We start from the raw sequence: 26,614 nt of genomic DNA on the forward strand, positions 1-26,614 counted from the left end.
CGCGCTGGGAAATTTTATCGACATTGATTTGCAGTGAGAAAACAGTATGCCTTTTGAAGAAAATTTGCAGTTTTTAAAAGATTGGGAATGTAGAATCATATCTAATCTACGCAGAGCTAAAACGTTTCTTGACCCTGGAGATACGAGCAATATTTTTTTTTCTGTAGGCACAACTGCTAAGCCGACCGACAAGCTTAATCCATATACAACCCCTATCAGGAAAATTTCTAATGGAGTTATTTGTGGAGCGGTTGTGTTTACCCGCACGCAAGCGGCAATTGCAGTCATGGTCGCAGAAAAATATACGAGACGAATAGTTGTGGACGCCGAACGCAAATTTCACGTTCCGGATAGTGTAGATAGCAACCTGCTGAGACATTTTGGAGTTGAATCCGAGATAATTGCCTTAGGTGGTGAAGGTGATAATGGATGTGGTTCCAACTCCCTGTGCAGGGCATACTCTCATGACGTCGATTGTTATTTATTCAAATCAAATGACATGACTGTTGAGGGTATTTGGCAATATCTAGCTTTGCGGTTTAAGTGCTTCAATAGGAAAAAATGTACGATCGTAGGTGGTGGTAATATTGGATTCAAGCTTGCGATAAAGCTTGTAGAAAGCGGCAGTATCGTAAATTTTGTGCGCCGAGATCCAGATAAAGGAATCGAGCTGGTTTCGGCAATTAATACCATTCGCCATCACTCTGCAATTGGTGAGGCGTTTTATTATGCAGAAGCTGTCGCAGCATGTGTCGATTGCGATGTCGTCATTGGTTGTACTGATGGCTTGCCTGCGATAACGGCAGATGCCGTTAAGCATATGCGCGACTCTGGAGTATTGATCGATGTCGGCAAGGGGAGTATTTCGCAGGATGGTCTCAATCTGGCTCATGAAAGATGCATAGATGTCTTGCGGTTTGACGTTACATGCGCCCTTGATGGGATGATCGCAACAATCGTTGCCAACGAGAAAGCCGCCCAGCGGACCGGGCGGGCTGAATTTCATGGTTCGATAGGACTCGTATCAGGCGGTTTTCTTGGTGCAGAGGGAGATATTGTCGTAGATGATTTTAGACATCCTTGCCAAGTCTTCGGCATATGTAACGGGTTAGGTGACTTTAAACAAAATCTATCCCAAAAGGATGTTGAAATACTCCAATTAGTTAAATCTACGTATAAAATTGATGACAGCTCATGCAAGTAGTTTTTAGGTTCTAGATTGTAATGGCAAGCATTAAGTATAGAAGAGAAATTGATGGGTTGCGCGCGGTAGCCGTGCTGCTTGTGGTCTTGTCGCACGCTCAGTTCAGTTCTTTTGAGGGTGGCTTTATTGGCGTTGATGTTTTTTTTGTAATCTCAGGTTATCTTATCAGCTCTATTCTTTTAACTGAAATAGATTCAAATAAATTTTCGTTAACTGATTTTTATATTCGTAGGATTAGACGAATACTTCCGGCTTTGCTTTTCATGCTTTTGTGCGTGACGCTTGTTAGCCTCTTTGTTATTTTTCCTCAACGTTTGATCGATTTCGCAGAAGCCCAGCTTGCATCTATAACATCATGGGTTAACTACTTTTTATGGCGTTTTTTCGGTGGCTACTGGCGATCTTATGTTAAAGCATTTCCTCTAACCCACACGTGGTCGCTTTCAGTCGAAGAACAATTTTATTTCATTTGGCCTATACTACTTTTCTGCGCATACAAGTTTATCCCAAAAAAGTATCATCCCAGTGCCGTAATGGTGGGTGGAGCTGGGCTGCTCTGCTTGTCGCAGTATTTAATAAGGTTCCCCGAATTCGCCTTCTACATGATTCCTGCCCGTGCATATGAGCTTTTTATGGGGGCCGGGGTGGCCATCCTGTTCCGTAAGCCAGTCAGTTTGAGACTTGGTGCACGTGACTGGACAACTCTTTTTGAGATTACAGGACTAGCGTTAATTCTCATTCCTGCAATTCTCTATAAGGAAAAAATGGTATTTCCGGGAGTTAATGCCTTATGGCCATGCCTAGGTACTGCCATGCTTGTAATGCCTAAAAGATGTGAGTCCGTAGTCACAGTAATTCTATCTTTGAAGCCTGTTGTCGGAATTGGTCGTATTTCGTATTCTCTGTACCTCTGGCACTGGCCTCCCTTTGCATTTATTGTTTATGCAGGATACTCAGTTCCGCAGTATAGGTGGGTGCTCATAGCATTTAGTTTTATTGCAGCTTTCTTTTCCTACAGATTTGTTGAGCAGCCTTTTAGGAAGAGTAATCGTTCTTTGAGCTTCCTTTTTATAGTGTTTGTGACCGCTCCTGCCTTTGTTGCGTTAATTTTCTTTATGGCTGTCAAACATTATGATGGATTTCCGCAACGATTTGCAGAACCCTTGCGAAGTATGATTGTTGCTGTAGAAAGTTCTCCAGATAAGTTTTATCCAGGAGCGCAGCTGGGTAAAGGGTCACCGATTACTCACGATGTGAACAAGTATACGACTTGGGGTAATAGTGCATCAGGGAAAATTAATGCTCTTTTGATAGGTGATTCTCATTCAACAGCCATTCGGCCTTTTGTTGAAGTTCTTACAAACGGTTTAGATATAAGAGGGCTTCAGACAGCTAGAGACAGCACTCCATTCCTTCGTAATGTTACGTTCTTTGATAGGGATGTTAACAAGAAGTTGTATGAGCGGACTGACAAGAGACTGATGGTTGATTACTGGTCGAAATTGATTGATGACCCTCATATACAATATGTATTCATTGCTGCATTTTATTATTCGAGAATTTTCAGAGGCGGGGATTATCCTCAGCAAATGCTTTATGACGGAATACGTTCTGGCGGCAATATTGTTGCCGATAACAAGGTAAGTTTTGCCAATGGTTTACGAGATAGCGTTAGGTATATTGTAGAAAAAGGCAAAATCCCGGTGCTTTTTAAAGATGTTCCTTTCATTGGTGAGCCTCTTTCTTTGAATTTTGTTAAAAATGAAGCTTTTGGTACCGATTACAATACAAAGTTGTCTGCTGAGGTCGTTTACAGTCAGCATGGCTTTGAGGATTCAGTTATTGATGGCATTCAAAAGGATTTCCCTTCCACGATAGTCATAGATCCTAAACGGATAATTTGTCCCGATGGAGTCAACGGGGAGTGTCTTGCTGTTGTTGATGGATTTCCATTGTATGCAGATCATAATCATCTTAACTATTTAGGTGCTAAGTATTTAGCTGAACTATGGCTTAAAAGGTATGGCAATCCGCTAGCTAACCGTGCCGAATAATTCAAGGAATGATTGGTAGTTATTGTGCCGAATAAGATGCTGTATGCCCTCGATAAGTATATTCCTGTTTACGGTAGGGATAGAGTTTTAGTAGCCCGGTCTATTGATGGAAAGGTCTGGGAGCGGTCCGTTAGTCCGGCAATCAATGTTGGGCATGATTGCAAATTCGATATGGCTTATTGGCCATTTGTTTGGCGTGAGGGCTCTCTTTGGAAAATGGTTTTCTCCGGTTCTCCAAACCTTCGGCAGCCAAAAAGGGTGTTCTCTTTATATACGTCAACATCAGCGGATCTCATCAATTGGACAGAACCTGAAGATTTACTGGTTGATGATGGTTATTACATGTGTCCGCGTGTATATCATCGTGCTGGAGAAGCTCAGCTTCTTTGGTCAAGCGGAGACAATTGCAAGGAAGTCAGAACTAGTTGTCTTTCGGAAGCAATGGTTCCAGGAGAACTTGTTACCATTAAAAGCAAAACAGGCCTGGTAGATTGCGTTGACTTTAATATCTGCGGAGACATACTTGCCGGCGTGACCTCGAGTGAAGCTGGAAATTTTATATTTGCACGAGAAAGAGTAGCCAATGATTGGGATGTGTTTGCTGAAACAGCTGTAAAAATGGCGGGCTACGATTTTATAAACAATCCCAGTCTGGTGCAACTCGGCTCAGAATGGTTGTTATTCTATCGGGCGTCTAAAAGAACTGCGTGGGGAAGTGAACTCTGGTGTATCAAGTCTGGAGATCTGGAGACTTGGTCAGAGCCGGAGTTAGCTCTTGATTATAGCGGCTGGAAACGTAAATCGCTTGATGGTAAGTCATACAGTGTGTTTGAACGAGTTGCAAATTATGAGCTTGGTGGAGTCGGATATCCTACTGTCATTGAAGCTGAGGGTATTCTTTATGCCTTTTACGGAGGGTATTGGGGACTCCACTTGCTAATGCCATATACATATTGGTTTTGGAGATAATTGGTATGCCGAGCTCTTTACACGGTAAAACTTATTGGGATCTGCCATATGCAACTTGCGGATACTTAAAGCTTCACGCTGTTAAGGTAGATATCGCAGCGTACGGATTTAGGTCTGCAGGTTTGCTGAAGTCATATTTTTCCAGATCTTCTAAGTTTGGTAATTTTTTATTGGACAAACTTAATCTGTACAGGCTTGAGATTCCATATGGTCCAGTCAGTGAACATGAAGAAGGGGCCTGCCTTAGGGATTGGATATCTTATGTTTTGCTTTATGCGAACCGCATTTCGTGTGGGTCCGTCGAGATTACCCCGCCGTATTATGAATATCTAAAAGATTCAGGACTTGCAGATAAATACGATGAAGCTTTCTCTAGGGAAGGTTTTTCATTGGACAGACGTCATTCGATTGTTCTGGATGTTTCTCAGGGGGAAGACGCTGTTTTCCAGAAGATGCATAAAGAAACTAGGCGGAAAGCCAGAAAATCTATGCAGGGAAGCATTACAATTGAGCGGCTGACTAGTCCTGAACATATTGAGCAGTGGATGAGTATTAAGGGCCGTAATACCTGGCTTAATCGGAGTATCATGAATGAAGCTGCCCTTAATGATGATCATGGCCGTTATGAATATTATGTAGCCCTTGAGGATGGAGTCCCCTTGGCTTGGCAAGGCGTGCGGTGGGGATATGAGGTCGGACTGCTAGAAGGAAACGCAATTTCTACACAGTTGAGGATCAAGAAGAGTCTTGCGAACTATGCCTTGCAGATGTTCATGATCAATCGTGCACACGAACGTGGTGTTCGCTATCTGGACTGGGTTGGAGCTGATCCCGATTCTGAGGACCCTAAGCTTATGGGGATCTTGAAGTTTAAAAAGTCTTGGGGCGGTGAACTGGTCTCTTACAATCTCTACACAAAAACGGTTTTTGGTCCTAAGATTCTCTTGGTCAAGTGCATGCGGACAGTAGCGCGGCAGGTAAAAGAACTGTTGCAGAAAATAACTTAGTCTAAGCGTCAGGAAGCATAACTTCAAGAAGCCGATTGCCGAGCATTACATCTACAAGGAGAATTGAATGCAAACTAAACATATTATTACTGCTTTGTATTTCAGAATATTTGTCTGGCCTTTAGTTTTAGTGAAGCAATTTTATGAATTGTTGCTAATTCATGATGCCGTCACAATGCAATTGATGAGAATTACTTTAGGAAAAATATTCCTGAATAAAGGTGTTGCTCTTCCCATTTATGAGTTGATCGAGAAATATTCCAGAAATGGTAATAGATTGCAGTTTACCGGATTTTCAATGCCCTTGATGGGGGCTGATGAGGATAAGAAGCTTTTTTTTCATGAATTCAGCAAGCTTGTTGCCCCCTATGATGAATTTTGGAAGAAGTATAAATGGGGTATAATTGCTTTTTTCGGTTCTGAAGGTGGATATGAGGCTGGTGAGGTTAAATTTGGTTCAGGTGATGTCATTATTGATGCAGGAGCGAACGTAGGGATTTTCTCAGCCAGTGCAAGCCGCACAGGAGCTCGCGTGTACGCGTTTGAACCTATTCCTGAGGCGTATGCCTATCTGGAGCAGGCGGCGCGTCTGAACGCCGGAATTGAGCCTGTCTGCAAGGCTCTTGGAAGCGAGAAAGGAATTCTCCGATTTGCATACTCCCCAAACAAAGAGCTGGCAGCATCATCGTGCGTGTTGGATCTAAATTCTGATGATTATATAGAAGTTCAGGCCACGTCTCTTGATGAGTGGGCCGAAGAGAATGGGATAAGAAAAATCGACTTTTTGAAGGCTGACATAGAGGGTGCTGAGCGATTCATGCTCCAGGGAGCGCGAAGGGTGCTTAAGAAAATGGCTCCTAAGTTGTCGATCTGTATTTATCATCTTCCCGACGATAAGGAAGTTTTGACCAAGCTTGTTCTTGAAGCTAATTCCGATTATGTTCTTTCATATAATAAACATAAAATGTTTGGTTACGTTAAGTAACGCATAGCTCGCTGTACAAAATAAAACCCCGCCTGACAAAGTCAGGCGGGGTTTTATTTTGTACAGTACTGAGAATCTTACCACTTAACTCCACGAAAAATAACATCCTTGCGGATGTTGGACTTGAAGCTTTCGACCACAGCAAATAAACCATCCAGTACTGTGTCGGTAAGATAGTGCGGCTTTACACCAAGCTCAATAAGACCTTGATAAGTCGGGTTGTAGTAGTGGTCTTCCTTTTCAATGCGCGGATTCTGGATTTGCTTTATTTCGACTTGATGCCCGCGAGCATTGCCGGCTTTTTGAACTTTTTCCGCAAGTTGGTTGACCGAAAATGTTTCCATAATCTGGTTGTAAATATCAAGCCTGCCCGATTCTGGCGGAGAATCTGCAGCCATAGTCACACACTGCAGGGTGTCTTTGATATTCAGATATCCTCTTGTCTGTCCGCCTTTACCATAAACGGTAAGAGGGTATCCGCTGACAGCCTGCACCACGAATCTGTTGAGGATGGTGCCGAAGATCTCGTCATAATTGAAAATAGTTGCAAGACGCGGGTCAATAGCCGTTTCTTCTGTTTCAAGCCCGTACACAGGACCTTGCATCAAGTCTGTGACTTTAAGGCCCCACATCCTTACACCAAACCAGAGAAGATCGGTATCCATGACTTTTGTGGTGTGGTAGATGCTGCCAGCCTGTCTGGGGAACAGAAAGGTGTCCTTGCGGCCCTTGTGTTCGACTTCAAGCCAGCCTTCCTCGATGTCTATGTTAGGTGTTCCGTATTCACCCATAGTTCCAAGCTTGACAATATGGGACGACGGGGACAGATCTCGTACCGCATACATCAGGTTGTTTGTAGTCAGAAGATTGTTGGTAACCGTGAAATTAGCTGTTCTGTAGTTCATCTGTGAGTACGGAGCCGAGGGCTGCTCTGCATAATGAAGAACAGTATCCGGAGGACCTGCAAAACCCTTTTTCACGGCAAAATCATATTCTACTCTGCCATCGAACAGTCCTCTCATAGCTTCAGGATCGGCAAGGTCGCAAACAGAGACTTTAATCTCTTTACCTGTAAGCTCATACCATACTTTGGCCCTGCTGATCATATTGGGTACGGTATAAAGCATGCCGGTATCGAGTTTGTCGCAGGCATGACGACGGAAATAGTTGTCAGCAATAGTAACGTCCCAGCCAAGGGATGAGAACCGCATGGCCGTTGGCCAACCCAGATAACCGTCTCCGCCTAGAATTAAAATGTTAGGCATCGTTAGTCTCCCAAAGAGTCCAGAATTTGTTTGGATGCCAGATAGTCCTTTATCTCATCAACTGTCATCGGAGTTTCGGTGGAACTGACATAAGCTCTGGTAATTGGCTTATTAACACAGCCGTCATAGCTGGTGTAGTCGATTGTTTCATAAATCGGTGAGAAGGATGGCTTTACAACATACATGTTTTCAATTTCAAGAGCCCGGCTTGTTTCTTCTTCGGTCATGAGCTCTTCATAAAGTTTTTCTCCGGGTTTGCTCCCGATAATTTCAACTCCAATATCTGAAGGGGCTCTTCCGAATCTCGGCGCGACCAGATCAATCATCGCCTTAGCAAGGTCGACAATTCGCATAACCGGCATTTTGGTAACAAAAACTTCTCCCCCAAGTGCTTTAAGTGATGCTTCCAGGACTAGCCGTGTTGCTTCAGGAATTGTCATGATGAATCTGGTCATCTGCTCATCTGTAAGGGTGATGCTGCCCTGGTTTTTTATTTGATTATAAAAAATAGGCACCACAGATCCCTTGGATGCAATAACATTTCCGAATCGGGTGGAGCTGAATATTATCTTGCGGCCCGGTGTCGGAAGGTTGGTTGCAGAGGTCATGAGTCTTTCTCCGAGAAGCTTGGTGGTCCCCATTACGTTGGTGGGGTTAACTGCTTTATCGGAACTTGTGTAAATAACCCTGGAGACTGTTTCTGAATTGAGGGCTGCGCGGATTACGTTTGCAGTACCGTCAACGTTGGTCTTAACTGCATTCAGAGGGCTCATTTCGCTGACCATGACATGTTTGAGAGCTGCCGTGTGGAGAATTATGTCCACGTCTCTACAGTGCCGGGAAAGAGAATCCTGGTCACGGATGTCGCCGAAGAAACAGTTTACCTTGCCCGTTTTGCGATGACGTTCGTTGAGGAAAAAAACTTCGGATTCATTGTTGTCGTAAGCTCTTATTTCCGCGACATCCATGTTGAGCAGTTGCTTGACAAGCTCCTGCCCGATGGTTCCGGCTGCCCCGGTAATAAAGACTTTTTTTCCTCTATACAGGTTTGTAATTGGGCTCATGATTCATTTCCTGACTATTGATTATTCAGTTCCAGATTTGATCTGTTCTGTGGAACTTGTATTATTGATGTGATTGAGTTTTACCGTCCCGGAGTCAATGTATGCTTCAGCAATAGCGATGTCGTCCGGGCCGTCCAAGTCAAAAGCATTTACTCTTGGAATTACAACTGGAACGGACGGTGCTGCGAAAACTCCTTGGTTACCAAGGAGTGCTTCAGTCTTGGTGATTACCAGGTTGCCGAAGCTGTAGAACTTAGGCTTAGACTGCTTGTTGTAGCAGCGCTTCCGTTCTTCAAGAAAATGGAACTGTACCACATTATCTCCAACCTCACGTTGGTTGTATGCGTGGTAGTTGTGTGGCAGTTCGGCAATTGTTTGTGATGATGCAGAGGTCGTACAGTTCTTTATGGCGGAAACGCACGAAGCAATATGCTCGGGCAAAAGGAACGGAGATGTGGGCTGCAGGAGGGCTATAGCCAGAGGAAGATTTTCTCCTTTGGCTGCCGCTTCCTGTAACAAATGTATGATAGCATCAACAACATTGGCTTCGTCTGTGGCGAGTTCCACGGGGCGGTTATGTATTTCCATGCCCAAGTCGAGGCAGTGATTTGCTATCTTGGCATCTTCTGTAGAACAGAAAATTCGTTCTATACATCCAGACTTCTGAGCTGCTCTGTACTGATATTCGATCAAAGAGTGTCCCTTAAGAGAGAATAGATTTTTGTAAGGAATCGACTTTGATCCTCCTCTTGCGGGGATAATGGCCCAAATCTCATCTGTTGTTTTGTATGAAGTCATTATTTGTCCTCCAGACCGAGAGTTTTGCACATTAGGTCAATGGTTCTGCGTTCGGTCAGGCGCCACGCATCTTCTGTGGACCCTGCTATATGTGGAGTGACAATAAGATTTTCATGTGTCTGCAGGTAACTCCAGAGTTTTTCTTTACGAATATCAAAATCAGGGTTGAATTCATCCGGAAAAACATCCATTGCTGCCCCTGCGAGAATACCTTTTTTCATGGCATCAATGAGCGCATCGTGGTCAACGAGCTCTCCTCGAGATGTGTTGATGAAATATGCTCCATTTTTGAACTTATCGAACGTATTTCGGTCAAAAATATTCTCTGTTTCAGGTTCGTGGGGAATATGAATAGAGATAATGTCGTTAGAACTCACCAGCTCTTCCAGGGAGTCGACTCGGTTGAGAGCCTGATTGTATTCTGTAATATAAGGGTCGTAAAAAGACACCTTCATTCCGAAGGCAAGCCCGTATTCAGCCACAATTGATCCAAGTCTTCCTAAACCGGCAAGGCCTAGGCTCATTCGTGAGAGCATGGCTGGTCCACCGAAGGGGCGCCTATCCCAGTTGCCTTCAATCACAGAGCGCATTGCAGATCGCATGTTGCGTGTTACGGCGATGATGAGACCCCAGGTTAGCTCAGCTGTCGGTGTGATGGTTTTCAGAAGATTTTTTTCATATTTCAGCGTATGGACAGCGATGCCTTTCTCTGCAGCGTATTCAACGTCAATATGCGGGTGTCCGGTTGTATTTGAGCCGATGACTTTCAGGTTAGGCATGCGGTCCATTTTTTCTTGGCCTACGTAGTAACCAAGGGGGGCAATTATTGCTGACGCTTTAGCCAAAATTTCAGGGGTATCAAAAGAAGGGTTGTCCAGTTCAATAATATCAAACAACCTGTGTAAAAGAGATTTATTTTCTTCTCTGTATTTGGATATCGAATAGTAAATGAGTGTTGGTTTCATATTAATATGTAATCTGTTTCTGAATGTTGAAGGAAAAGTTTTCAAGAATATTCACTATTTTTTCTCCAGCATACCCGTCTCCATATAAATGGTCGGGCTCATATCGGCCATGCGCAAGTTGCTGCTTTGCTTTCTCGATTATTTCCGAACAACTATATCCACAGTCTAAAACATTCTGCCCACGTTCTCTGCCAGCCTGTCTTGTTCCGATGTTTACACAGGGAGTTCCGAGGAAGGCAGATTCGCGCAGACCGCTTGAGGAGTTACCAATTATGCAGGATGCATTAGCCAGAAGCGGGGCATAGAGCTGTATGGGCAGTCCCTTAAAGAATCGCACATTTACGGGATTGCATTTCTCCCTGAATGTCCTGATTCCTTTTGAAATTTCATCAGACCCGGCGTCCATGTTGGGCCATATCCATGCTGTTGGCATACCAAGATCAGTAATTGCCTTTGCAGTTTCCGTCAGATGCTCCATGTTTTTGCTGTATTCAGTGGTGACTGGATGTTGGATTACAACAAAATAATCGCCGGACAAGTTTATTTCAGCACCAACACCGATGTCGTTGAATTCTTTAAGTTTGGATCTGGATGTGTCGATGTTGCGGATCACGTCAAGGCTTGTTCCGCCTACAGTGAAAACGGTTTCTTTTTCTTCACCCATTTTGATGATTCTTTGAGCAGCATCCTCCGTTGCTGGGAAGTGGATGTGAGAAAGTTTGGTGATCGCATGTCTAACGGATTCATCAATAGATCCTGATACTTCTCCACCTTCAAGATGGATTACTGGGATATTCATGTAGCTTGAAGCCATTGCGATTGAGAGACATTCAAAGCGGTCCGCAATAACGACGACCGCATCAGGGCATAAGTTTTCGAAAGCTGTGCTGAATTCAGTAATGGCCAGTCCTGCTGACTTGGCCATAGTCATAGGTGTGTCGCCTTCCACAAGATAGTGGATGTGTCTGTCAACCTTAAATTCACTGCTAATCAGGTTGGCAATGTTGTGACCGTACTTGGGTAGAACGATACCTCCTGCAATAATAAGCTGGAGCTCAAGGCTATCGCTTTCCACAATGCCGTGCATCACGGACTTCATTTTTGCATAGTTACCGCGGGTGGTCAGCACTACACATATTTTGCGTTTATTCACAGAGCATCTCCTGAGTAATGGCAGTGTCCTTAGCTATATCCGATTTAGCCGTGCGGCCAATAATAAGTCCAATTTCAGACGGAGGGATTCCTGTCCCGGGGCGTTTGAAAACAAAATGTTCTTTGCTGAGAATTGTACCCTTTTTAATCTGACTTGCTGAGACAATACTTTTTCGAGCCCAGTCAATACTTGTAATTTCAGATTTAACCGGTTTTTTCTCACATATACCTAGTGAGTCTTCAATATCCCTGATCTGGGAAATGAAAAGCCCAAGATTGTCGGGTCCGCACGAGACCTTCCAGTCCTGCGCGTTGGGGATGTTAAAGTCAAGGGTAATGTGCTTTTCAATGACCTGTGCACCTAAAGCAACCGCGGCGAGTGGGATGTGAAATCCTTCAGTATGATCGGAAAATCCGGTCACGACGCGGAATTTGTCTTTAATAAAAGCCATGGCGCGCAGATTTACATCTGACGGCGGAGTTGGGTAGCTCGTTACGCAATGCAAAACTGCAATCTGTGGGTTTGATGCTTTATGGAAAATATTAAGTGCATCGGCGATATTTTCAGCAGTGTACATACCGGTAGAGAGAATAACCGGTTTGCCCCTGGAGGCGATCATTTCAAGAAATGGCCAGTTACTTACTTCTCCTGAACCGATCTTGTATGCAGGCACATTGAGTGTATCCAGAAAGTTTAGGCTGGGTTCATCATGGGCAGTTGCCAGAAAAGTGATTCCTTTATGGGCGCAGTAGTCTGCGATTTCGGAAAAAGCCTGATAAGGAAGTTCTTTTGACCGCAAACGGTCTTTCCACTCTCCTGACGCAGATGAAATAAGTTCGTCTGTTTGGAAAATTTGAAATTTAACGGCATCGGCCTTGGCTTCAACGGCAAGGTCCACCAGTCTGTGCGCTTTTTCCATAGACCCAAAATGAGCTACCCCCGCTTCTGCAATAGTATAGCATGGCTGTCCGGTTCCAACTTTTGTGTCGCCAATGGAGAATTGATCAAGGAAAAAAGTATTCATTGTAATTGATCCTCGTGCCTTATTAAGGGATGGCCTTAGTATTCAGATATGAGAAGTTTTCTCTCATAAAGATCAATTTCATCTTCGAGAGCTTGTGCCAGAATAGGGCCTAGGCCAGTTGCTTTAGTAAAGCCATAGATAGTATTTGCTTCAGGGTGAGTGTAGCTGGCTTCGTAAAGAGCTGCCAGAAAATCTATCCGCCCTTGCTCATCAAATTCTATATCTTCAATTATGTCCCAGAGATCTTCAGGTCGATCTATATTGTGTACATTGGTGCACACATCAAAATAAGGATGTCCAACCGTGATTACAGGGGTTCCGCTTACTAGGCTTTCAAGGCTGGGACTTGTTCCACCAGCGCTCAAGACAGCCTCGCTGTTTAGCAGTAGTTCTCTGTTGGAGAACGATGGTGGAAGGAGAGTCACATTGGGTAAAAAGGAAAGTTCCTCATAGAAGGATTTTGGCCTGTTTCCGAAGGCTCTGGGGTGCTCTTTTACAACAATCGAGTAACCGTATTTACCGTTGATGGCAGCCTGTTCGATCAGGTATTCCTGCGTTGCATATCTAGGAGTCTGGTAGCACATGCTGGCTTCCGGGGTCATCTGCAGGAAATATGCAATCAATTTTCCCGCTGGAAGCTCATTTGCAAAATATTTTGCAGACAGCAGTCTGTTCTTCTGTTTAAGAATTGCCGGGATGAAAGACTCCCCATTATTAATTACTCTCTCGACTTTATTTTTAATTTCCGAAAACGAATACTTAGGGATGGTCGCCCCCATTTTCATGTGGGTCAGGTCATATAGTGATACCTGGCGTTTATCCTTGGTTTTGTTTACAAGGTCTTTGGCCCAGTCCATTGCTTCTGTAGAGAAAAGTTTGTTGCTGTATACATAGTTAAGTTTAGGACTCCGTTTAAATTTCCCAGACGCAATTCTTGTTCTTACTTTCCCTCCTATAGAGAGGATTCCTCGTTCAAGGGTCTGAGAAATGAGTCCTTTTTGGGCCATTGCCTCAAGAATTACAGTGTCAAGAGTGTCAATAGTCTCAAAGAACGCATAATCAACATTGTACTTTTCAACTATTGTTTTTATCCTAAAGTAGTTCATGACTAGAAGTTCAGGGATATGTTCATTCTCAAACCGATGCGACTCTCCCACCCCATACTTGCTGGCAAATTTTCTATACAGAAGATAGTTAATGTTGCATTTATAGCAATTGATACCAAGTTCTCTCTCGATTTCCTGGACCACTTGTGGATTGTGTTTGAGAATTTGCTGACCAGAGGAGACGTCTTTGTCGTTGATATGTTGTTCAACATATATGCCAGGAATACAGGTGTATTCTGGCATAGCACTTTGCACAGCTAGGACCACAATATTGAATCGTTCTTTCATTGATTCTATTGTTTCTAAAAAAAGAGGTCTTAGCCGTGGTCTATCAATAAATAGTATGGTCAGTTTCTTGGAGTTATTATCCATCAATGTGCTCTGTATGATAAGTGAAGTCTTTCGCGAACTAAATGTCGCAAAAGACTCTGTTATAATTTAATAATTAGTTCCAGTCTCTAATCCTGTCCCCAAGACAGAACTGGAGCGTTGATTCGGAAATTTTTCCTAATGGGGCTTCTTGAAGTTCAAAAACAGTTACATCTGAATCCGAATTCCTTTCACATGTCCAATTTCGGTAAAAATGGGCTTTGAGAAAACGTGCGTTAGCAGTTCTGCCATCTACAAGGATACAGGTGCCGGGCAGAAGGACGGGTTCCATTCTAAGCAGGTCTCCGGACATGACGACTTTATCGAAGTTGTCCCACTGTGAATAAGCTGTCGGCTTAACATTCTGAGGGTCGGGGCCATCAAGGTAGATGAAGTCTGCCACAACATCAGGAAGGGCATCGTAATAGTGGCAGGCTCTATCCTGAAAAAGTCCAGCACTTACTTCTGAATGGTGCAGTGTAATAATTGGACGCAATTCTTCAGGAATTTTGCTCTCAGTAACAGCTATCCATTTCTCTGCAGCGTCTATTGAATGCAGTTGGAACATTGTACTGTTTCTTACTCTGGGCTTATTTTCGAGAGAGTCCCATTCTTCTTTGTTTTTCAGCAGAGCATGAGCCATGATGATAGTGGAGTATCCAACACCAAACTCAAGGACAGTAAAGGCCTTACGAGAACGGATGGCTTTGTGGAGTCTGGCCAAGTCTGCATACTGAGGTGCAAATTCATTGTCCTCAGTTTTATAACATTTCTCCAGAATCTGTACAGCTCCTTCAGTTCTAAGGTATTCGTAGGCGTCTTCTTTGCCATGCACTCCTGCGAAAGCAGCAGATAAGCGTTGAGAGTTCATATCATTCTCCTTGGGTTCAGTGCTGGTTTGAGTTTTCTACCAGGTGCAGGGTTTTGTCCGCAACCCTGTATACCCGGTCACATCGTGCAATAGTGGAAAGTCGATGGGCTATAATTATCAGCGTTTTGTCCTTTCCAATTTCAAACAGCTGCTCCATGATCTGCTTTTCAGTCTCCTTGTCCAGAGCTGCCGTTGCCTCATCAAGGACATAAATTTCTGGGTCACCGTATAGCGCTCTAGCTATACCTATGCGCTGCTTCTGGCCCCCGGAAAGCTGTGTTCCGTTTTCGCCTACAATTGTTTCAAGGCCGTCTTTCTTATGAAGGTGCTCCATTATTCTGGCCTGTTCAAGTGACCGGGAAATTCTATTCTCGTCATATTCCCGTCCAAAAGCAACGTTGTCGGCTACAGTTGAGTCAAATAGATAAATAGACTGTGGGATATAACCGATTTTTGCACGCCACGACAGAAGGTTATTTTCGCTGAGAATTGTATCGTCAACTTTGATTTCTCCAGAATATGAGGTGTACATACCAATTATGATGTCGGCCAGCGTGCTTTTCCCGGATCCGCTTTCCCCTATGAGAGCAATTTTATCACCTTTTTTTATCCGTAAGGATACGTTTTCAAGGACGTTGGTATCCTTGTACTTGAACGAAAGGTTGTTGATGCTTATCACATTATCAAAACTTACAGGGTTGCTGCCCAGCTTGTGGATCTCAATATCGTAGTCTTCGTAAATGAGATCCAGTGTTTTGGAATAGTAAAGCATGTTGTTATAGCAGCTTAGGATCCTGTTTACAGAAGGAAGCATCCGATACATTGCCAGGGCGAAAAGTGTAACCATGGGAATTATGACCGAAACATTTTCGCCCTTCATCAATGCAATAAGCAGTGCTCCGATCAAGAGGGAGAACCCGATGCTTTCCAAGGAAAGACGTGGAATTGTATTGTATGTGTTGTTCAACACCATTGCACGGGTATAGCCCTTTCCGGAAATTTCAAGGTTGCCGATAGCGGCTTTTTCACTTGAAAGCAGTTTGATGAATTTGAGATTGCCAAGAGTTTCGCTGATTGCCCGGTAGTACCGTTCTTGAAATGTATTTCTTTTGTCCCCTTCTTTCTTAATGAGGACAGAAACTGTTTTGAGCAGGAAAAGCACCATGAGTCCCAAAAATGCTGTTAGGGCCAAGGTCACTTTATAGTCAACAATAAGAAGTGCAATGTATAAAAATGTAGATACAAATAGTTCAGATATAAGAAGCAGCATTGAATAGAAAAACTTTGAGGCGTATTCAGTCTCCGTGATAAGTTTTTTGGATAGATCTGAACTGTTGCGAGTAGTCATATCTTGGTACTTTATATTCACATAATTTGAGAACAGCTTGGTTGCTAGCGACAGATACATACCTTGAGAGAAGTTGTGGATCAGGTAAAAGTAGAAAAGATTTATAAACCCACGTATGATGTAAAATCCTACAAGGATATAACCAAAGATTAGTACAAACGATCTTGGAGAGTTAAAACTAAACAGTTCGTAAGCAAGTCTGTAGTATTCATTATTCGTAACAAGGGAAAAGTCGTTTGCAACCGAGATAAAAGGCAGAATGGCCGAAATCCCGACAGTTTCAATCGCAGATATGATAATAGAAAGGACAATCAGGCCGAAGATTGTCCTTTTCTGTTTTTTTGTAGTCAGTGCTTTGATCTTACTGATCATTGTTCTGGGGGTCCTTGCAATAATTTGCAGTTAGTCTTCAATCTCATAATCATTCACATACCAGTCAACAGTCCGCCTGAGGCCGGTCTCAAGCGGCACTTCAGGTTCATACCCGAGTCTTTCCTTTGACTTGGATATGTCTGACAGACGGTCCTTTACCGCATCCCAGTTACGTCTTTCCTTGAATACAATTTCGGAAGAGGATCCGGTGTATTCGATGATCATCTTTGCAAGGTCGATGATTTTGGTCGGTTTGCCGGTCCCGCCATTGAAAATGTCACCATTTATTACTTCAGAAATTGCGGCCAGGGTCAGCAACTGGGCGGTATTGCCCACGAAGGTAAAGTCGCGGGTTTCAGTTCCGTCTCCGGTAATGAACAGAGGCTCGCCTTTGATGGCCCGCACGATAAAATTCGGAATTACGTTGCGATACGCACCATGTGGCTCATACGGTCCATAGGTATTGAATACTCGTATGGATACAGCCGGAATTTTGTACATGGATGCGTAGTACTTTACGTATAACTCAGCGGTGTATTTGTTTATGGCATACGGCGTTTCGTGGGGGTATATATAGTCGTCTTCACGCATGACGGCAGAGTTGCCGTACACGCAGGAGGAAGAGGTATATACAAATTTTTTGAGCCTCTCGTTTTTCTTACATATCTCAAGCAGATTCATGGTGCCGATTATATTGGCCTGCACGTCCTTGAAGGGATGATCAACTGAATTCTGGTTGGCAAAATGTGCAGCCAGATGGAAGACGTAGTCTGGCTGAAATTCATGCATCTCCGTACGATAGGTATCAATATTGCCTATGTCGGCTTTGATAAAAGTGATTCTGTCATCAGCTGGAAGATAGTTTTTGTACCCAGAAGAAAGATTGTCGATAACCATCACGGAACCGACCCCGGCTCCGAGCATCCGTTCGATCAGATTCAGACCGATGGCTCCAGCTCCGCCAGTAACAAGTATCTTGGCATTATTAATCAATGAGGGCCTCTCGAATTTTATCGTAGCTGTTGTTCATGTTATAGATGTTCTTGCCTTCATCAATGAGGGTCGATGAGTTCACATTGCCCATACGCCGTATCAGTGCAGCTATAGAGGGCACATCGGAGCTGTCGGCGACCAGCAGGTCCTTCTGTATGCTCCGGATAATATCTGTTGTTGTCGAAGACAGAGGAGTCAGCGCAGCCACGGGTTTGCCCGCCCCGATATAGTCCGCCAGCTTGGACGGGAAAAAAGGGGAGTCTTTCAGTGGTGCGTCGACGACCATGAGGATGTCAGCTTCGGAAAGCACTCGAACGGACTCCAGATAAGGCACTGGGCTGAAAATTTTAATGTGTCCCGGGCATTTTTCTTCTGCCAGTTTGCGTTCGTCGTCTTTCATGCGTCCGTAGAAGTGGAACTCAAGGTTGTCAGGACGAACTTTCTTCACTGCCTCAATAAACGGAGCTACCGAGCGTAAGCCGTAGATGTTGCCGGTATGGGCAACTATTTTTTTGCCGGTGTCGCTTTTTTTACGGGTGTAAAGGTCAGGATCGTAAACATGGGGCAGAACCTTTGTTTTTGCGGGTTCAGCTCCGAGACCTTTGATGAAGAGATCTCTCGTTTTCTGAGAGGTGACAGTGATTGTGTCAGCTCTGGTTATAACCGTTTTTTCATAAAGCTTATTGATTTTTTTCTGCAGACAGGTGCGATACTTGATGTACGGATTAAGAGTCCATGGATCGGAAAAGTGTGCGGTCCAATGCAGTTTGCGATCAGTCTCCTTAACCGCAAGACCGGCAAGATGGTTTACCAGCGGGGTAGAGTGGGTGTAGAGGGTGTCTACTTTGAATTCTCTGATAATATTGATCGCAGCCTTTGCAGCAGGAAATTTCCACCAGAATTTACGGTCGGTGATTTCCAGTCCACCGTACAGGTAGTGCAGCCACTTCTCGGCAGGAAGTTTATTGATCCTGTGGATGGTCAGGTTTTCATGATCTCTGGACAGCTCCTCGTCCAGAAATTCAAAGTCAGGCTGTTCGCAGGATGTGAGAACATGCACCCTGTGTCCGTTCCTGGCCAGGGTTATTGCCCGACGCTGGACCTGGATGGATTCAGGAGAAAGGATTGGGGGAAAATCGTATGCTATGAAAAGAATGGATTTTTTCATCAGGCAATCAGCTCCCTGTGGATATCAGCAAATACTTTTTCTGCGTGCACAGGCTCCCAGTTGCGGTCAGCTATCTGGGCGGCGCGTTTCCCGTATTCGTTGCGGTTGTTTTTATCTGAAAAAAATCTGATTCCTGAATTGTATCCTGCCGGAGAATCTTCAACCATAAGAGCCAGGTTATTATCAAATTCAGGGACAGGGGTTCCCCTACGCGAATTGAATAAAATGGGCAATCCGCAAAGAGAGGCTTCAAGTACTGTTTTAGGGAACTCGCTGTATTGTGAGTGGCCGGCAAATATGTCGTAGGTGTGCATAGTTGCGCAAAGTTGATCATTGGCCATGTTCAGGATAAACTTTACCTGCTTTTCAAGCCCCAACTCTGTTACGGTGGACATCAGCTCATGACTTTTTGCACCGCTTCCAACTATGGTAAGGGTTGCATCAAGGCCAACCATTCCCTTTATAATATTTTCCGGGTTTTTGGCCTGGATGATTCTTCCAACATAAAGAATTTTCAACGGGCCGGAAGATTCATAATTTCTTTTCCTTATCAGCCGACCAGGGTTGATCACATTGTATGCTACAAACGGATCGCCAGCGCCACGCTTTGAAGCATAATCAAGGATAGAACCATAGACGCAACTTACTTTGTCAGCCCGCTTAAGTGTGTATGATTCAAGGCGTCGGGAAAGGGCATAAAATACTTTTGTTTTGAAATCTACTTCTCGGGTTGCTCTTGTTTCATCCGGTTGGGTGTGCAGAGAAACGAAAAGAGGGATGCCGAGCTTCTCCGCTATTCTCGCGCCGACGAATCCGTTAAGGAAATTCCCGTAACAGCGGATCATCTGAGGTCTGATTACTTTTGCGAGGTCTACCGCCTTATCGGACCATCTGCGTAACAGAAACGGATGCCAGAGAGTTCTACACAGCAACCCCAATCCTGAAGGAAGGGTGTGTATTGTCAGCTTCGCATTTCCGACAGTTCGTTGCAGGACGGCCTTATCCGGACTATCATCGTTAGTCATAAGGATATGGACGTCATTAAAGACTTCGCCGGGATTATAGTAGCGGTCAATGAGTTCGCCTTTCTCGATTATGTGGGAAAGGCGGTCGGTTATGATGACAAGTAGGGTCCGTTTCATTTTTTGAAGAGTTCTAAATACCGAGATCTTTTTTGATTTCTTTGCTCATGATTGCTTTGTCTCCGAGCATGAGTATATCCACTGTGCCTGTCTTGTACGAGTTGATGGCATCCTGTGGACTCATAACAATAGGCTCCTCGTGTGAGTTAAAGCTTGTGTTAACCAGAGTTGGGATTCCGGTGAGGTCTCTGAATGATTTCAAAATGTCATAATAGAGTGAATTCTCTTCTCTGCAGACGATTTGAGGGCGTGCGGTTCCATCAACATGCACAACTGCGGGCGCTTTTTCTTTCATAATGCTTTTGACATCATAAGTAATAGTCATGAAGTCGGCTGTGTATTGATTCGAGTCAAAATTCAGTAAGCAACGGTCAGCGTCTTCATTCAGGATGAACGGGGCAAAAGGCATAAACTCAGTCCTGTTCAGCCGTTTGTTGATTGATTCATTGATAGTATTGTCTTTAGGGTTGGCCAGAATGGAGCGGGCACCGAGAGCTCGGGGGCCGTATTCCATTCCCTTATTGAAAAGTCCTATAATGTATTGTTTGTTCAGGGCGTCTGCGGCTATTGCCGGGGCCATGTCGCCGAGGGATACAGCTTCAAGCCCGGCATCTTTTATGGCGTCGTTGATTTCAGCCTCGGAATATTCAGGCCCGTAGTATACGTTTTTTTGAACCGATTTGAAAAGTTTGTTTCGCGAATCACTATCAAGAGCATAATAAGCTGCCCCAAGAGCGAGCCCTCCATCACCCATGTTAGGAACAACTGACACGCTTTCAAATAGTCCCAAATCTCGGATGCGTTGGTTGAGCAATACGTTGGCGAATGCTCCTCCAGAAAGTAAAATTTTGCGGCCTTTCAGTTTGAATTTGTTGGCATAATAGCTGACGAATTCAAGGACAATTTCTTCAAACCATTTTTGGAGTGAGCAGGCGATGTCTTCACGTTTGACCCAGGAAAGACTCTGTTGCATATCGTCGATCATCTTGGTGTGGTAGATGATGCCTTTGCTTAGAAAACGGCTGTATCTTGATAATTTGTCACATACAGAGTTGGATGCATAGGGCAGGCGGCAAACAAATTGACCTTCCTCAAAGCGAACCAACTGGCGAAAGTAATCAAGTGCAACAGGAACACCTCTGGCTGCCAGTCCGGTGAGTTTGCCCTCGTGCCTGTTGCGTTTGAATCCAAGCAGTTTTGTTGCATTGGCATACACGTCTGCAGGAGAATCGTGTACAACACCATTTACATTTGCTGCTGAAGCCAAGAGTTTGAACTCCGAGCCGTCCTTTTCGTACAAAGACCAGTTTATTCCATCGCCTCCTCCGTCCAGTGAGAGCATAACAGTGTTCTCAAAAGGGTATGTAGCGTAAGAGGATGCGACATGGGCGAGATGGTGGTCTATATAACTTATTTTGCCATTGAACCCAGATTCCTTGAGGTATTTTTCGACACGTTCTCCGAGGGTTTCTGAATTGAAGAATGCTTTAACCGCTTTCAGGCGAATATGTGCTGGCACTTCGTTTGAAAAATCAGCGTTTACTTTGTCGAAATAAATTGCAGGGCGATATGATTTGAGATCTTTCAGGCTTGTTCCTGCAATGATCACTTCGTCAATTTCAGCAAAAGTTGCTTTCTTTATCTTCAGACATTCTGAAATGGCCTGAAAAGGAAATCCGGTGTAGTTTTTCATCCGCGTAACGCGTTCTTCAGCGATAGCAATCACTTTATCGCTGATGAGGCAGGCTGTGGCGTCGTGACCGATGTGGATTCCTAACTTCATTTTATATGCTCCCTGCTTAGTTTATTTGAATCAAGTTACTTGTTGTTCTGTGGACAGTTGCTGTGCTTCAACGATCCCGGCTAATCAAGGCCGAAAAATGCGGATATTTTTTTACCCATTACCTGTACCGACCAATTGTCACGCACCCAGGCGTGAGATTCCTTTCTTTTTGTGTCATAAAGGAGCTGGTCTGCAGCTAATGAATGTAAAGCTTGGTAGCAGGATTCGGTATTATACACATTCATTATGGGAATGTCGGGAAACTGGCGAAATACTGACGAGCTCATATTAGCAAGCACTGGCTTGCCGCAGGAAAGGCCTTCCATAGAGGTTTGGCTAACCATCCCCCAGCCAACATGGTCCACTACGCAGCTAGACTTTTGGTATTTATTTGCCATCTGGCGCTTATCAATCAGGCCGTGCCATTCAGTAACTTCTTCCAGTCCGAGTTTTTTTATCAATTCTTTGGATTGGGTCAGATGTTTACCCCATTCGGCCATTTCAAGGCGGAGATCGTATTGTTCACGCAATCGTGCAACTGCCTCTATCAGACAGTTGTTTGCTTTAGATACAGAGGTTTCAAGTCCATACCAGAGGTGTCTGCTGGGATGGTAGATGCGAAAAGGACTAGGAATTCGGTCATCGTTTGTGTAGATCTCGGCATCAATGGGGTAGTTCGGAATGAAAAGCATCCTGTCTTCGGGGATGTATTTCCGCAATATTTTCAGCATGCCATCGTCTGCGGGCGTTACAACTCCCAAACAGCTTTTCATGGCGTTCTGCATCAGTCTGGAGAGAACTGATGATCCGCCAAGAACCTCCCGTACGTCGCTTCCGGCGCACAGCCATACGTAAGGAATTCTCAGATCATGAAATATGATTGGCCATATCCCCATGGGCATACCGAAAGAATAGCATCCATTTTTAATGTAGCTGCGGATTTTCGGGTACAGATATAGCTGGCGCAGAATCTTGTTCCGGTACAGTAAGTTGTCTTCAGTAATGTTCAGGGCATTGGTAAAGGTTCTGAATTCACGGCCGTTGAATGCTGCGGTATCCTCCCATGAAGGATCATTGGTAGTAGACATGTCATTATCAGAGATAAGGATATCAACATCCATTCCCGCTTTGTGTAAGGACTTCTTTATCCTGTATCCGGCACCGGCAATGTTGCCGATTATAAGTGTCTTTCGCATGGCGCTCTGCTTTTTATGGCAGCGACTGTCTTTTGAGGCAGCCGCTGCCTACTTACTTCAAACTGATATTATGCGTTTCTGATTATGTCTGCGATGTATTCCTGCTGCTCCCTCTCAAGGTACGGGTGCATGGGAATGGCAAAGATTCGGCTCGCGGAATCTTCGCTTACAGGGAAATCCCCTGTTTTATATCCCAGTCCCTTGAAGGCAGTCTGCAGATGTAGAGGGATGGGATAGTATATGGGGGAGGCTATTTTCTTTTCTCCAAGTGCGGCCTGAATCCTCTCTCTATGTTTTGCATCGGATGCCAAGGGGCAGTATTGAGCCCAAACCGACCTGTAGCCTTCAGGGATTGAGGGAGGGGTCAGTCCGGGAATTCCAGAAAGAAGTTCGGCATAAGTCGCAGCAACGTTGTCGCGGAGGTCTATTTCTTCAGGGAAAATTTCAAATTTTGCCTGAAGTGCGGCTGCCTGGATTGAATCAAGACGTCCGGTTATGCCGAGACGTACATTATCGTACCTGTCTGGGCCCATACCGTGGATGCGGTGGGAGCGGAGAAGTTCGATGTAGTTATCATTGTCGGTGAAGCACATTCCGCCGTCTCCATAGCATCCAAGCGGCTTGGCCGGGAAAAATGACGTGCAGGTGATGTCGCCAAGTGAGCAGGCTTTTTTGCCTTTGTATTCACCTCCAAAGCTCTGCGCTGCATCCTCTATCAGAAAAAGACCATGTTTGTCGGCAATAGCTCTGATTGCATCGTAGTCGGCAGGAAGGCCGAATATGTCGACAGAAATAATACCTTTGACTGTGAGTCCGTCAACCTTGGGGAGGACGCAGCCGTTGTCAGCTCCTTTGAGGGCTTCAATGGTTTTGTCCAGTTTTTCAGGATCAATGTTAAAGGTCACCGGATCAATGTCTACAAAAACAGGGGTGGCACCGAGAAGAGCTACGGTTTCAGCTGTTGCGAAGAAGGTGAACGGGGTCGTTAGGATTGCGTCTCCAGGTTTAACATCAAGAGTCATAAGTGCAAGCGTCAGTGCATCTGTTCCAGAAGCACACCCGAGCGCATGTTTAGTTCCGCAGAAATCAGCCAATTCTTTTTCAAGAGCGGGAATTTCCGGGCCCATGATGTATGCTCCGTGTTCAAAAACGGCATCAATGTTTTTACGCACCTGTTTTTCAACTCGAGCGTATTGTTTTTTTAGGTCAATAAACGGAATATTCATGAGATTAATTCTCCATTTTATGGATCTGTTTTTAAACAACCTTCCAATTAGGTCGTCTTAAATAAATGTCGCTTGTTTTATCGAATTCAGCCGTGCTCAAGACCATAATTCGTATTTTGCGCTTGATGACTTCTTCTGCCTTTGTACAAAGGTCACCAATTCTGTCAGAGTCGGTCTCGTTACCGATTATGAGTATGTCTATCAGCCCGGAGTCGATTCCTTTGGCATAGTCATCAAGTACATACACCGAATCTACATCTCCGATTGTAGAAATGACGTATTCAAGGATATGATCTATTCCAATATATTTGCGGACAATTGAGCTTATTTCAGGGAAGAAAGGATGTTTGGAATTGGCGTTGTAAAAAATGTAGCGGCCTTCCTTTTTTTTGTTCAGGTAGCCTGCTTCACTTAGCCCGTCCAGTTCTTCTTTCATAGCGTTAGGCGAGACGTCAAATTCAGCTGCCAGTTCCCTAAGATATGAAGAAACATCAGGGTTAAGGAAAAGTTTGAGCAGCAGCTTAATACGTGTTTTTGATGTGAATAATTCTTTAAGCATGATGTGAGTTTGTTAGGTTATTCTGAACAAACTGTCAACAGTAACTGAGTTCCTTTGTGTGAAAATATAAACTGCACAAAGCCATTCTGAAAGAAAAGCCTGTGAGGGCAGGTGGTACATCCTACCCTTTCTCATCAAACTCCGGAACAACCTCGTGCAGCAGGTTTCTTACTCCCTGTCCGTCAAAGTTGTCGGCAGCTGAAGCCATACGGCGCAGCATGTCTTTAAGTTGTTCCGCATAAGCTTCGAAGTCGTTCTCAAAGGCTTTGAGTACCATGATCTTGTCATGCTCGGTGCGTACGATTCCTTCTCCTTCGGTGATGAGTTCTTCGTACAGCTTTTCTCCTTCGCGCAGGCCTGTGAACATGATTTCGATGTCCCGGTCAGGTTCCTTGCCGGAAAGGCGGATCAGGTCGCGGGCCATGTCAGCAATCTTGATGGGTTGCCCCATCTCGAGAATAAAGATCTCTCCGCCCTCCGCCATGACTCCGGCCTGCAGGATGAGCTGTGCGGCTTCGGAAATGGACATGAAGTAGCGGGTCACTTCTGGATGGGTGACGGTCACCGGCCCGCCTTTTTCTATCTGGCGGCGGAAAAGGGGCACGACTGAACCGGACGAGCCGACCACGTTGCCGAAGCGTACTGCCATGAAGGTGGTTTCCGAATTATGAAAAAGGCGCATGAGCAGTTCGGTCACACGCTTGGATGCGCCCATGATGTTGGTGGGACGAACGGCCTTGTCAGTGGAAACGATCACAAAGCGGTCCACACCGTGCCTGTCGGCAGCGGTCATGACGTTTTTTGTGCCGCAGATGTTGTTATGCACAGCCTGCCACGGGTTGCGCTCCATCATGGGAACGTGCTTGTAGGCTGCTGCGTGGAAGACTGTTTCGGGTTTGTATTGTCCGAAGGTGGAGTCCATGAGCTCTATGTCCTGAACCGAACCGAGTACGGTCACGTATTCATGGTATTTCAGCTCGTGGTGCAGTTCCATCTGGATGCCGTAGAGGTTGGCTTCGCTGGAGTCCACAAGGATCAGGCGTCCGGGATTGAAGCGCACTACCTGCCGAACCAGTTCCGATCCTATTGAGCCGCCGCAGCCGGTAACGAGCACGGTCTTTCCGGAAATGTATTCACTGATGGATGACGTATCCAACTGTACAGGGGAACGGCCGAGCAGGTCCTGATAACTGACATCGCGAAGCGCCTTGATGCCGACCTTTCCATTAATGATTTCATCCATGCCGGGCAGAATCTTGTAAGGGCGTCCTGTCTGCTTGCAGGCATCAACAATTTCGCGCATCTGCTGTCCGGAAGCTTCCGCAACTGCAATCAGGATTTCATTGACGCACTTGTTATCCACTAGTTCCTGAAGGTCTGAAAGCGGACCGAGGACTGGAATGCCGTGAATGGTACGACCCCGTTTGGCCTTGTCATTGTCCAGAAATCCGATGGGACGATACTTGAGCTGTCCGCTGCCCATAATTTCACGGACAACTTTTTCTCCGGCCCTGCCGGCGCCGATGATGAGCACGTTATTTCCGTCAACCGGACAGGCCTCAGGCATGAAGTGTATGGCATTGCCGTCCTGGTAGGCGTAGAAGGAGCGGATCAATACCCTGATTCCGCCGCACATGAAAACAGTGAGCAGCCAGTCGATGATGAATACTCCACGGGAAAAACCGCCGAAACCGAATTTGTAGAGCACCAGAGTGACCAGCACCAGCGACTGCAGGAAAGTGGCTTCAAGGATATGCCAGAGGTCGCGCAGGCTGGTGTAGCGCCACATACCGCGGTACAGACCGAGTCCGAGGAATACCGAGAATTTGATTATGACAGTATACTTGAGCAGTTCCATGAACTGCACACCGGCATAATCAGGAAGAGCAAAATCAAAACGGAACAGGTAGGCCCCGTAAAAGGCCACCACAAAGATGATCAGGTCCAGAAGGACCATGAGATAAAAATTTGCGTTTCGCAGGTTGTGAATCAT

The 26,614-nt window shown here is 45.0% G+C and carries 22 protein-coding genes; 5 read left to right on the forward strand and 17 right to left on the reverse strand.

Annotated elements, in window-relative coordinates; translation table 11 throughout:
• Positions 1 to 46 precede the first annotated feature (46 nt).
• The 5 genes from N7E73_RS09385 (at position 47) to N7E73_RS09405 (ending at position 6,219) form a co-directional block, all read left to right on the forward strand.
• The gene (locus N7E73_RS09385; protein WP_432738807.1) at positions 47 to 1,204 is read left to right on the forward strand and encodes a hypothetical protein; all 1,158 of its coding nucleotides are present in this window, start codon (positions 47 to 49) and stop codon (positions 1,202 to 1,204) included.
• Positions 1,205 to 1,224: 20 nt separating this feature from the next.
• Positions 1,225 to 3,258 carry an acyltransferase family protein gene (locus N7E73_RS09390; RefSeq protein ID WP_432738808.1) on the forward strand — a complete coding sequence of 678 codons (2,034 nt, stop codon included), beginning with the start codon at positions 1,225 to 1,227 and terminating at the stop codon, positions 3,256 to 3,258.
• A gap of 12 nt (positions 3,259 to 3,270) precedes the next feature.
• Positions 3,271 to 4,227 carry a hypothetical protein gene (locus N7E73_RS09395; protein ID WP_432738809.1) on the forward strand — a complete coding sequence of 319 codons (957 nt, stop codon included), beginning with the start codon at positions 3,271 to 3,273 and terminating at the stop codon, positions 4,225 to 4,227.
• 5 nt (positions 4,228 to 4,232) lie between these two features.
• On the forward strand, positions 4,233 to 5,234 hold the full coding sequence (locus N7E73_RS09400) for a hypothetical protein (protein ID WP_432738810.1): 1,002 nt from the start codon (positions 4,233 to 4,235) through the stop codon (positions 5,232 to 5,234).
• 67 nt (positions 5,235 to 5,301) lie between these two features.
• Positions 5,302 to 6,219 (forward strand): FkbM family methyltransferase, encoded by a 918-nt coding sequence (locus N7E73_RS09405; protein WP_432738811.1) that lies wholly within the window; start codon positions 5,302 to 5,304, stop codon positions 6,217 to 6,219.
• Positions 6,220 to 6,296: 77 nt separating this feature from the next.
• Here the strand turns inward: N7E73_RS09405 and N7E73_RS09410 are convergent, their stop codons facing one another.
• The 17 genes from N7E73_RS09410 to N7E73_RS09490 all read right to left on the reverse strand — a co-directional run bounded on the left by N7E73_RS09410 (position 6,297) and on the right by N7E73_RS09490 (position 26,614).
• The gene (locus N7E73_RS09410; protein WP_432738812.1) at positions 6,297 to 7,484 is read right to left on the reverse strand and encodes an NAD-dependent epimerase/dehydratase family protein; all 1,188 of its coding nucleotides are present in this window, start codon (positions 7,482 to 7,484) and stop codon (positions 6,297 to 6,299) included.
• Between the two features lie 2 nt (positions 7,485 to 7,486).
• Positions 7,487 to 8,548, reverse strand: a complete 1,062-nt coding sequence (locus N7E73_RS09415) for an SDR family NAD(P)-dependent oxidoreductase (protein ID WP_432738813.1) — start codon at positions 8,546 to 8,548, stop codon at positions 7,487 to 7,489.
• A 21-nt stretch (positions 8,549 to 8,569) separates the two neighbouring features.
• Complete coding sequence (locus N7E73_RS09420) at positions 8,570 to 9,346, reverse strand: cytidylyltransferase domain-containing protein (RefSeq protein WP_432738814.1); 777 nt, start codon at positions 9,344 to 9,346, stop codon at positions 8,570 to 8,572.
• Positions 9,346 to 10,311: an NAD(P)-dependent oxidoreductase gene (locus N7E73_RS09425; RefSeq protein WP_432738815.1), complete on the reverse strand. Its 966-nt coding sequence runs from the start codon at positions 10,309 to 10,311 to the stop codon at positions 9,346 to 9,348. The genes N7E73_RS09420 and N7E73_RS09425 overlap by 1 nt, the downstream gene beginning before the upstream one ends.
• Position 10,312: 1 nt before the next feature.
• Positions 10,313 to 11,464 carry a UDP-N-acetylglucosamine 2-epimerase gene (gene neuC / locus N7E73_RS09430; protein WP_432738816.1) on the reverse strand — a complete coding sequence of 384 codons (1,152 nt, stop codon included), beginning with the start codon at positions 11,462 to 11,464 and terminating at the stop codon, positions 10,313 to 10,315.
• Positions 11,457 to 12,488: an N-acetylneuraminate synthase family protein gene (locus N7E73_RS09435; protein WP_432738817.1), complete on the reverse strand. Its 1,032-nt coding sequence runs from the start codon at positions 12,486 to 12,488 to the stop codon at positions 11,457 to 11,459. The genes neuC and N7E73_RS09435 overlap by 8 nt, the downstream gene beginning before the upstream one ends.
• 35 nt (positions 12,489 to 12,523) lie before the next feature.
• Positions 12,524 to 13,966 carry a hypothetical protein gene (locus tag N7E73_RS09440; RefSeq protein ID WP_432738818.1) on the reverse strand — a complete coding sequence of 481 codons (1,443 nt, stop codon included), beginning with the start codon at positions 13,964 to 13,966 and terminating at the stop codon, positions 12,524 to 12,526.
• A gap of 73 nt (positions 13,967 to 14,039) precedes the next feature.
• Entirely contained in the window at positions 14,040 to 14,834 is a 795-nt protein-coding gene (locus N7E73_RS09445; protein ID WP_432734408.1) for a hypothetical protein, read from the reverse strand.
• 16 nt (positions 14,835 to 14,850) lie between these two features.
• A complete protein-coding gene (locus N7E73_RS09450; RefSeq protein WP_432734409.1) occupies positions 14,851 to 16,554 on the reverse strand; it encodes an ATP-binding cassette domain-containing protein in 1,704 nt (567 codons plus the stop codon).
• A gap of 30 nt (positions 16,555 to 16,584) precedes the next feature.
• Positions 16,585 to 17,547, reverse strand: a complete 963-nt coding sequence (locus N7E73_RS09455; RefSeq protein ID WP_432734411.1) for an NAD-dependent epimerase/dehydratase family protein — start codon at positions 17,545 to 17,547, stop codon at positions 16,585 to 16,587.
• The gene (locus N7E73_RS09460; RefSeq protein ID WP_432734412.1) at positions 17,540 to 18,715 is read right to left on the reverse strand and encodes a glycosyltransferase family 4 protein; all 1,176 of its coding nucleotides are present in this window, start codon (positions 18,713 to 18,715) and stop codon (positions 17,540 to 17,542) included. The genes N7E73_RS09455 and N7E73_RS09460 overlap by 8 nt, the downstream gene beginning before the upstream one ends.
• Positions 18,715 to 19,857 carry a glycosyltransferase gene (locus N7E73_RS09465; protein WP_432734413.1) on the reverse strand — a complete coding sequence of 381 codons (1,143 nt, stop codon included), beginning with the start codon at positions 19,855 to 19,857 and terminating at the stop codon, positions 18,715 to 18,717. The genes N7E73_RS09460 and N7E73_RS09465 overlap by 1 nt, the downstream gene beginning before the upstream one ends.
• 13 nt (positions 19,858 to 19,870) lie before the next feature.
• A complete protein-coding gene (locus N7E73_RS09470) occupies positions 19,871 to 21,640 on the reverse strand; it encodes a carbamoyltransferase C-terminal domain-containing protein (protein ID WP_432734414.1) in 1,770 nt (589 codons plus the stop codon).
• Between the two features lie 80 nt (positions 21,641 to 21,720).
• Positions 21,721 to 22,836 (reverse strand): glycosyltransferase, encoded by a 1,116-nt coding sequence (locus N7E73_RS09475; protein ID WP_432734415.1) that lies wholly within the window; start codon positions 22,834 to 22,836, stop codon positions 21,721 to 21,723.
• Between the two features lie 68 nt (positions 22,837 to 22,904).
• On the reverse strand, positions 22,905 to 24,062 hold the full coding sequence (locus N7E73_RS09480) for a DegT/DnrJ/EryC1/StrS family aminotransferase (RefSeq protein WP_432734416.1): 1,158 nt from the start codon (positions 24,060 to 24,062) through the stop codon (positions 22,905 to 22,907).
• Positions 24,063 to 24,093: 31 nt separating this feature from the next.
• Entirely contained in the window at positions 24,094 to 24,621 is a 528-nt protein-coding gene (locus tag N7E73_RS09485) for a winged helix-turn-helix domain-containing protein (protein ID WP_432734417.1), read from the reverse strand.
• Between the two features lie 121 nt (positions 24,622 to 24,742).
• Positions 24,743 to 26,614, reverse strand: a complete 1,872-nt coding sequence (locus N7E73_RS09490; RefSeq protein WP_432734419.1) for a polysaccharide biosynthesis protein — start codon at positions 26,612 to 26,614, stop codon at positions 24,743 to 24,745.

The organism is Maridesulfovibrio sp. FT414 (assembly GCF_050916235.1).
Lineage (GTDB): Bacteria > Desulfobacterota > Desulfovibrionia > Desulfovibrionales > Desulfovibrionaceae > Maridesulfovibrio.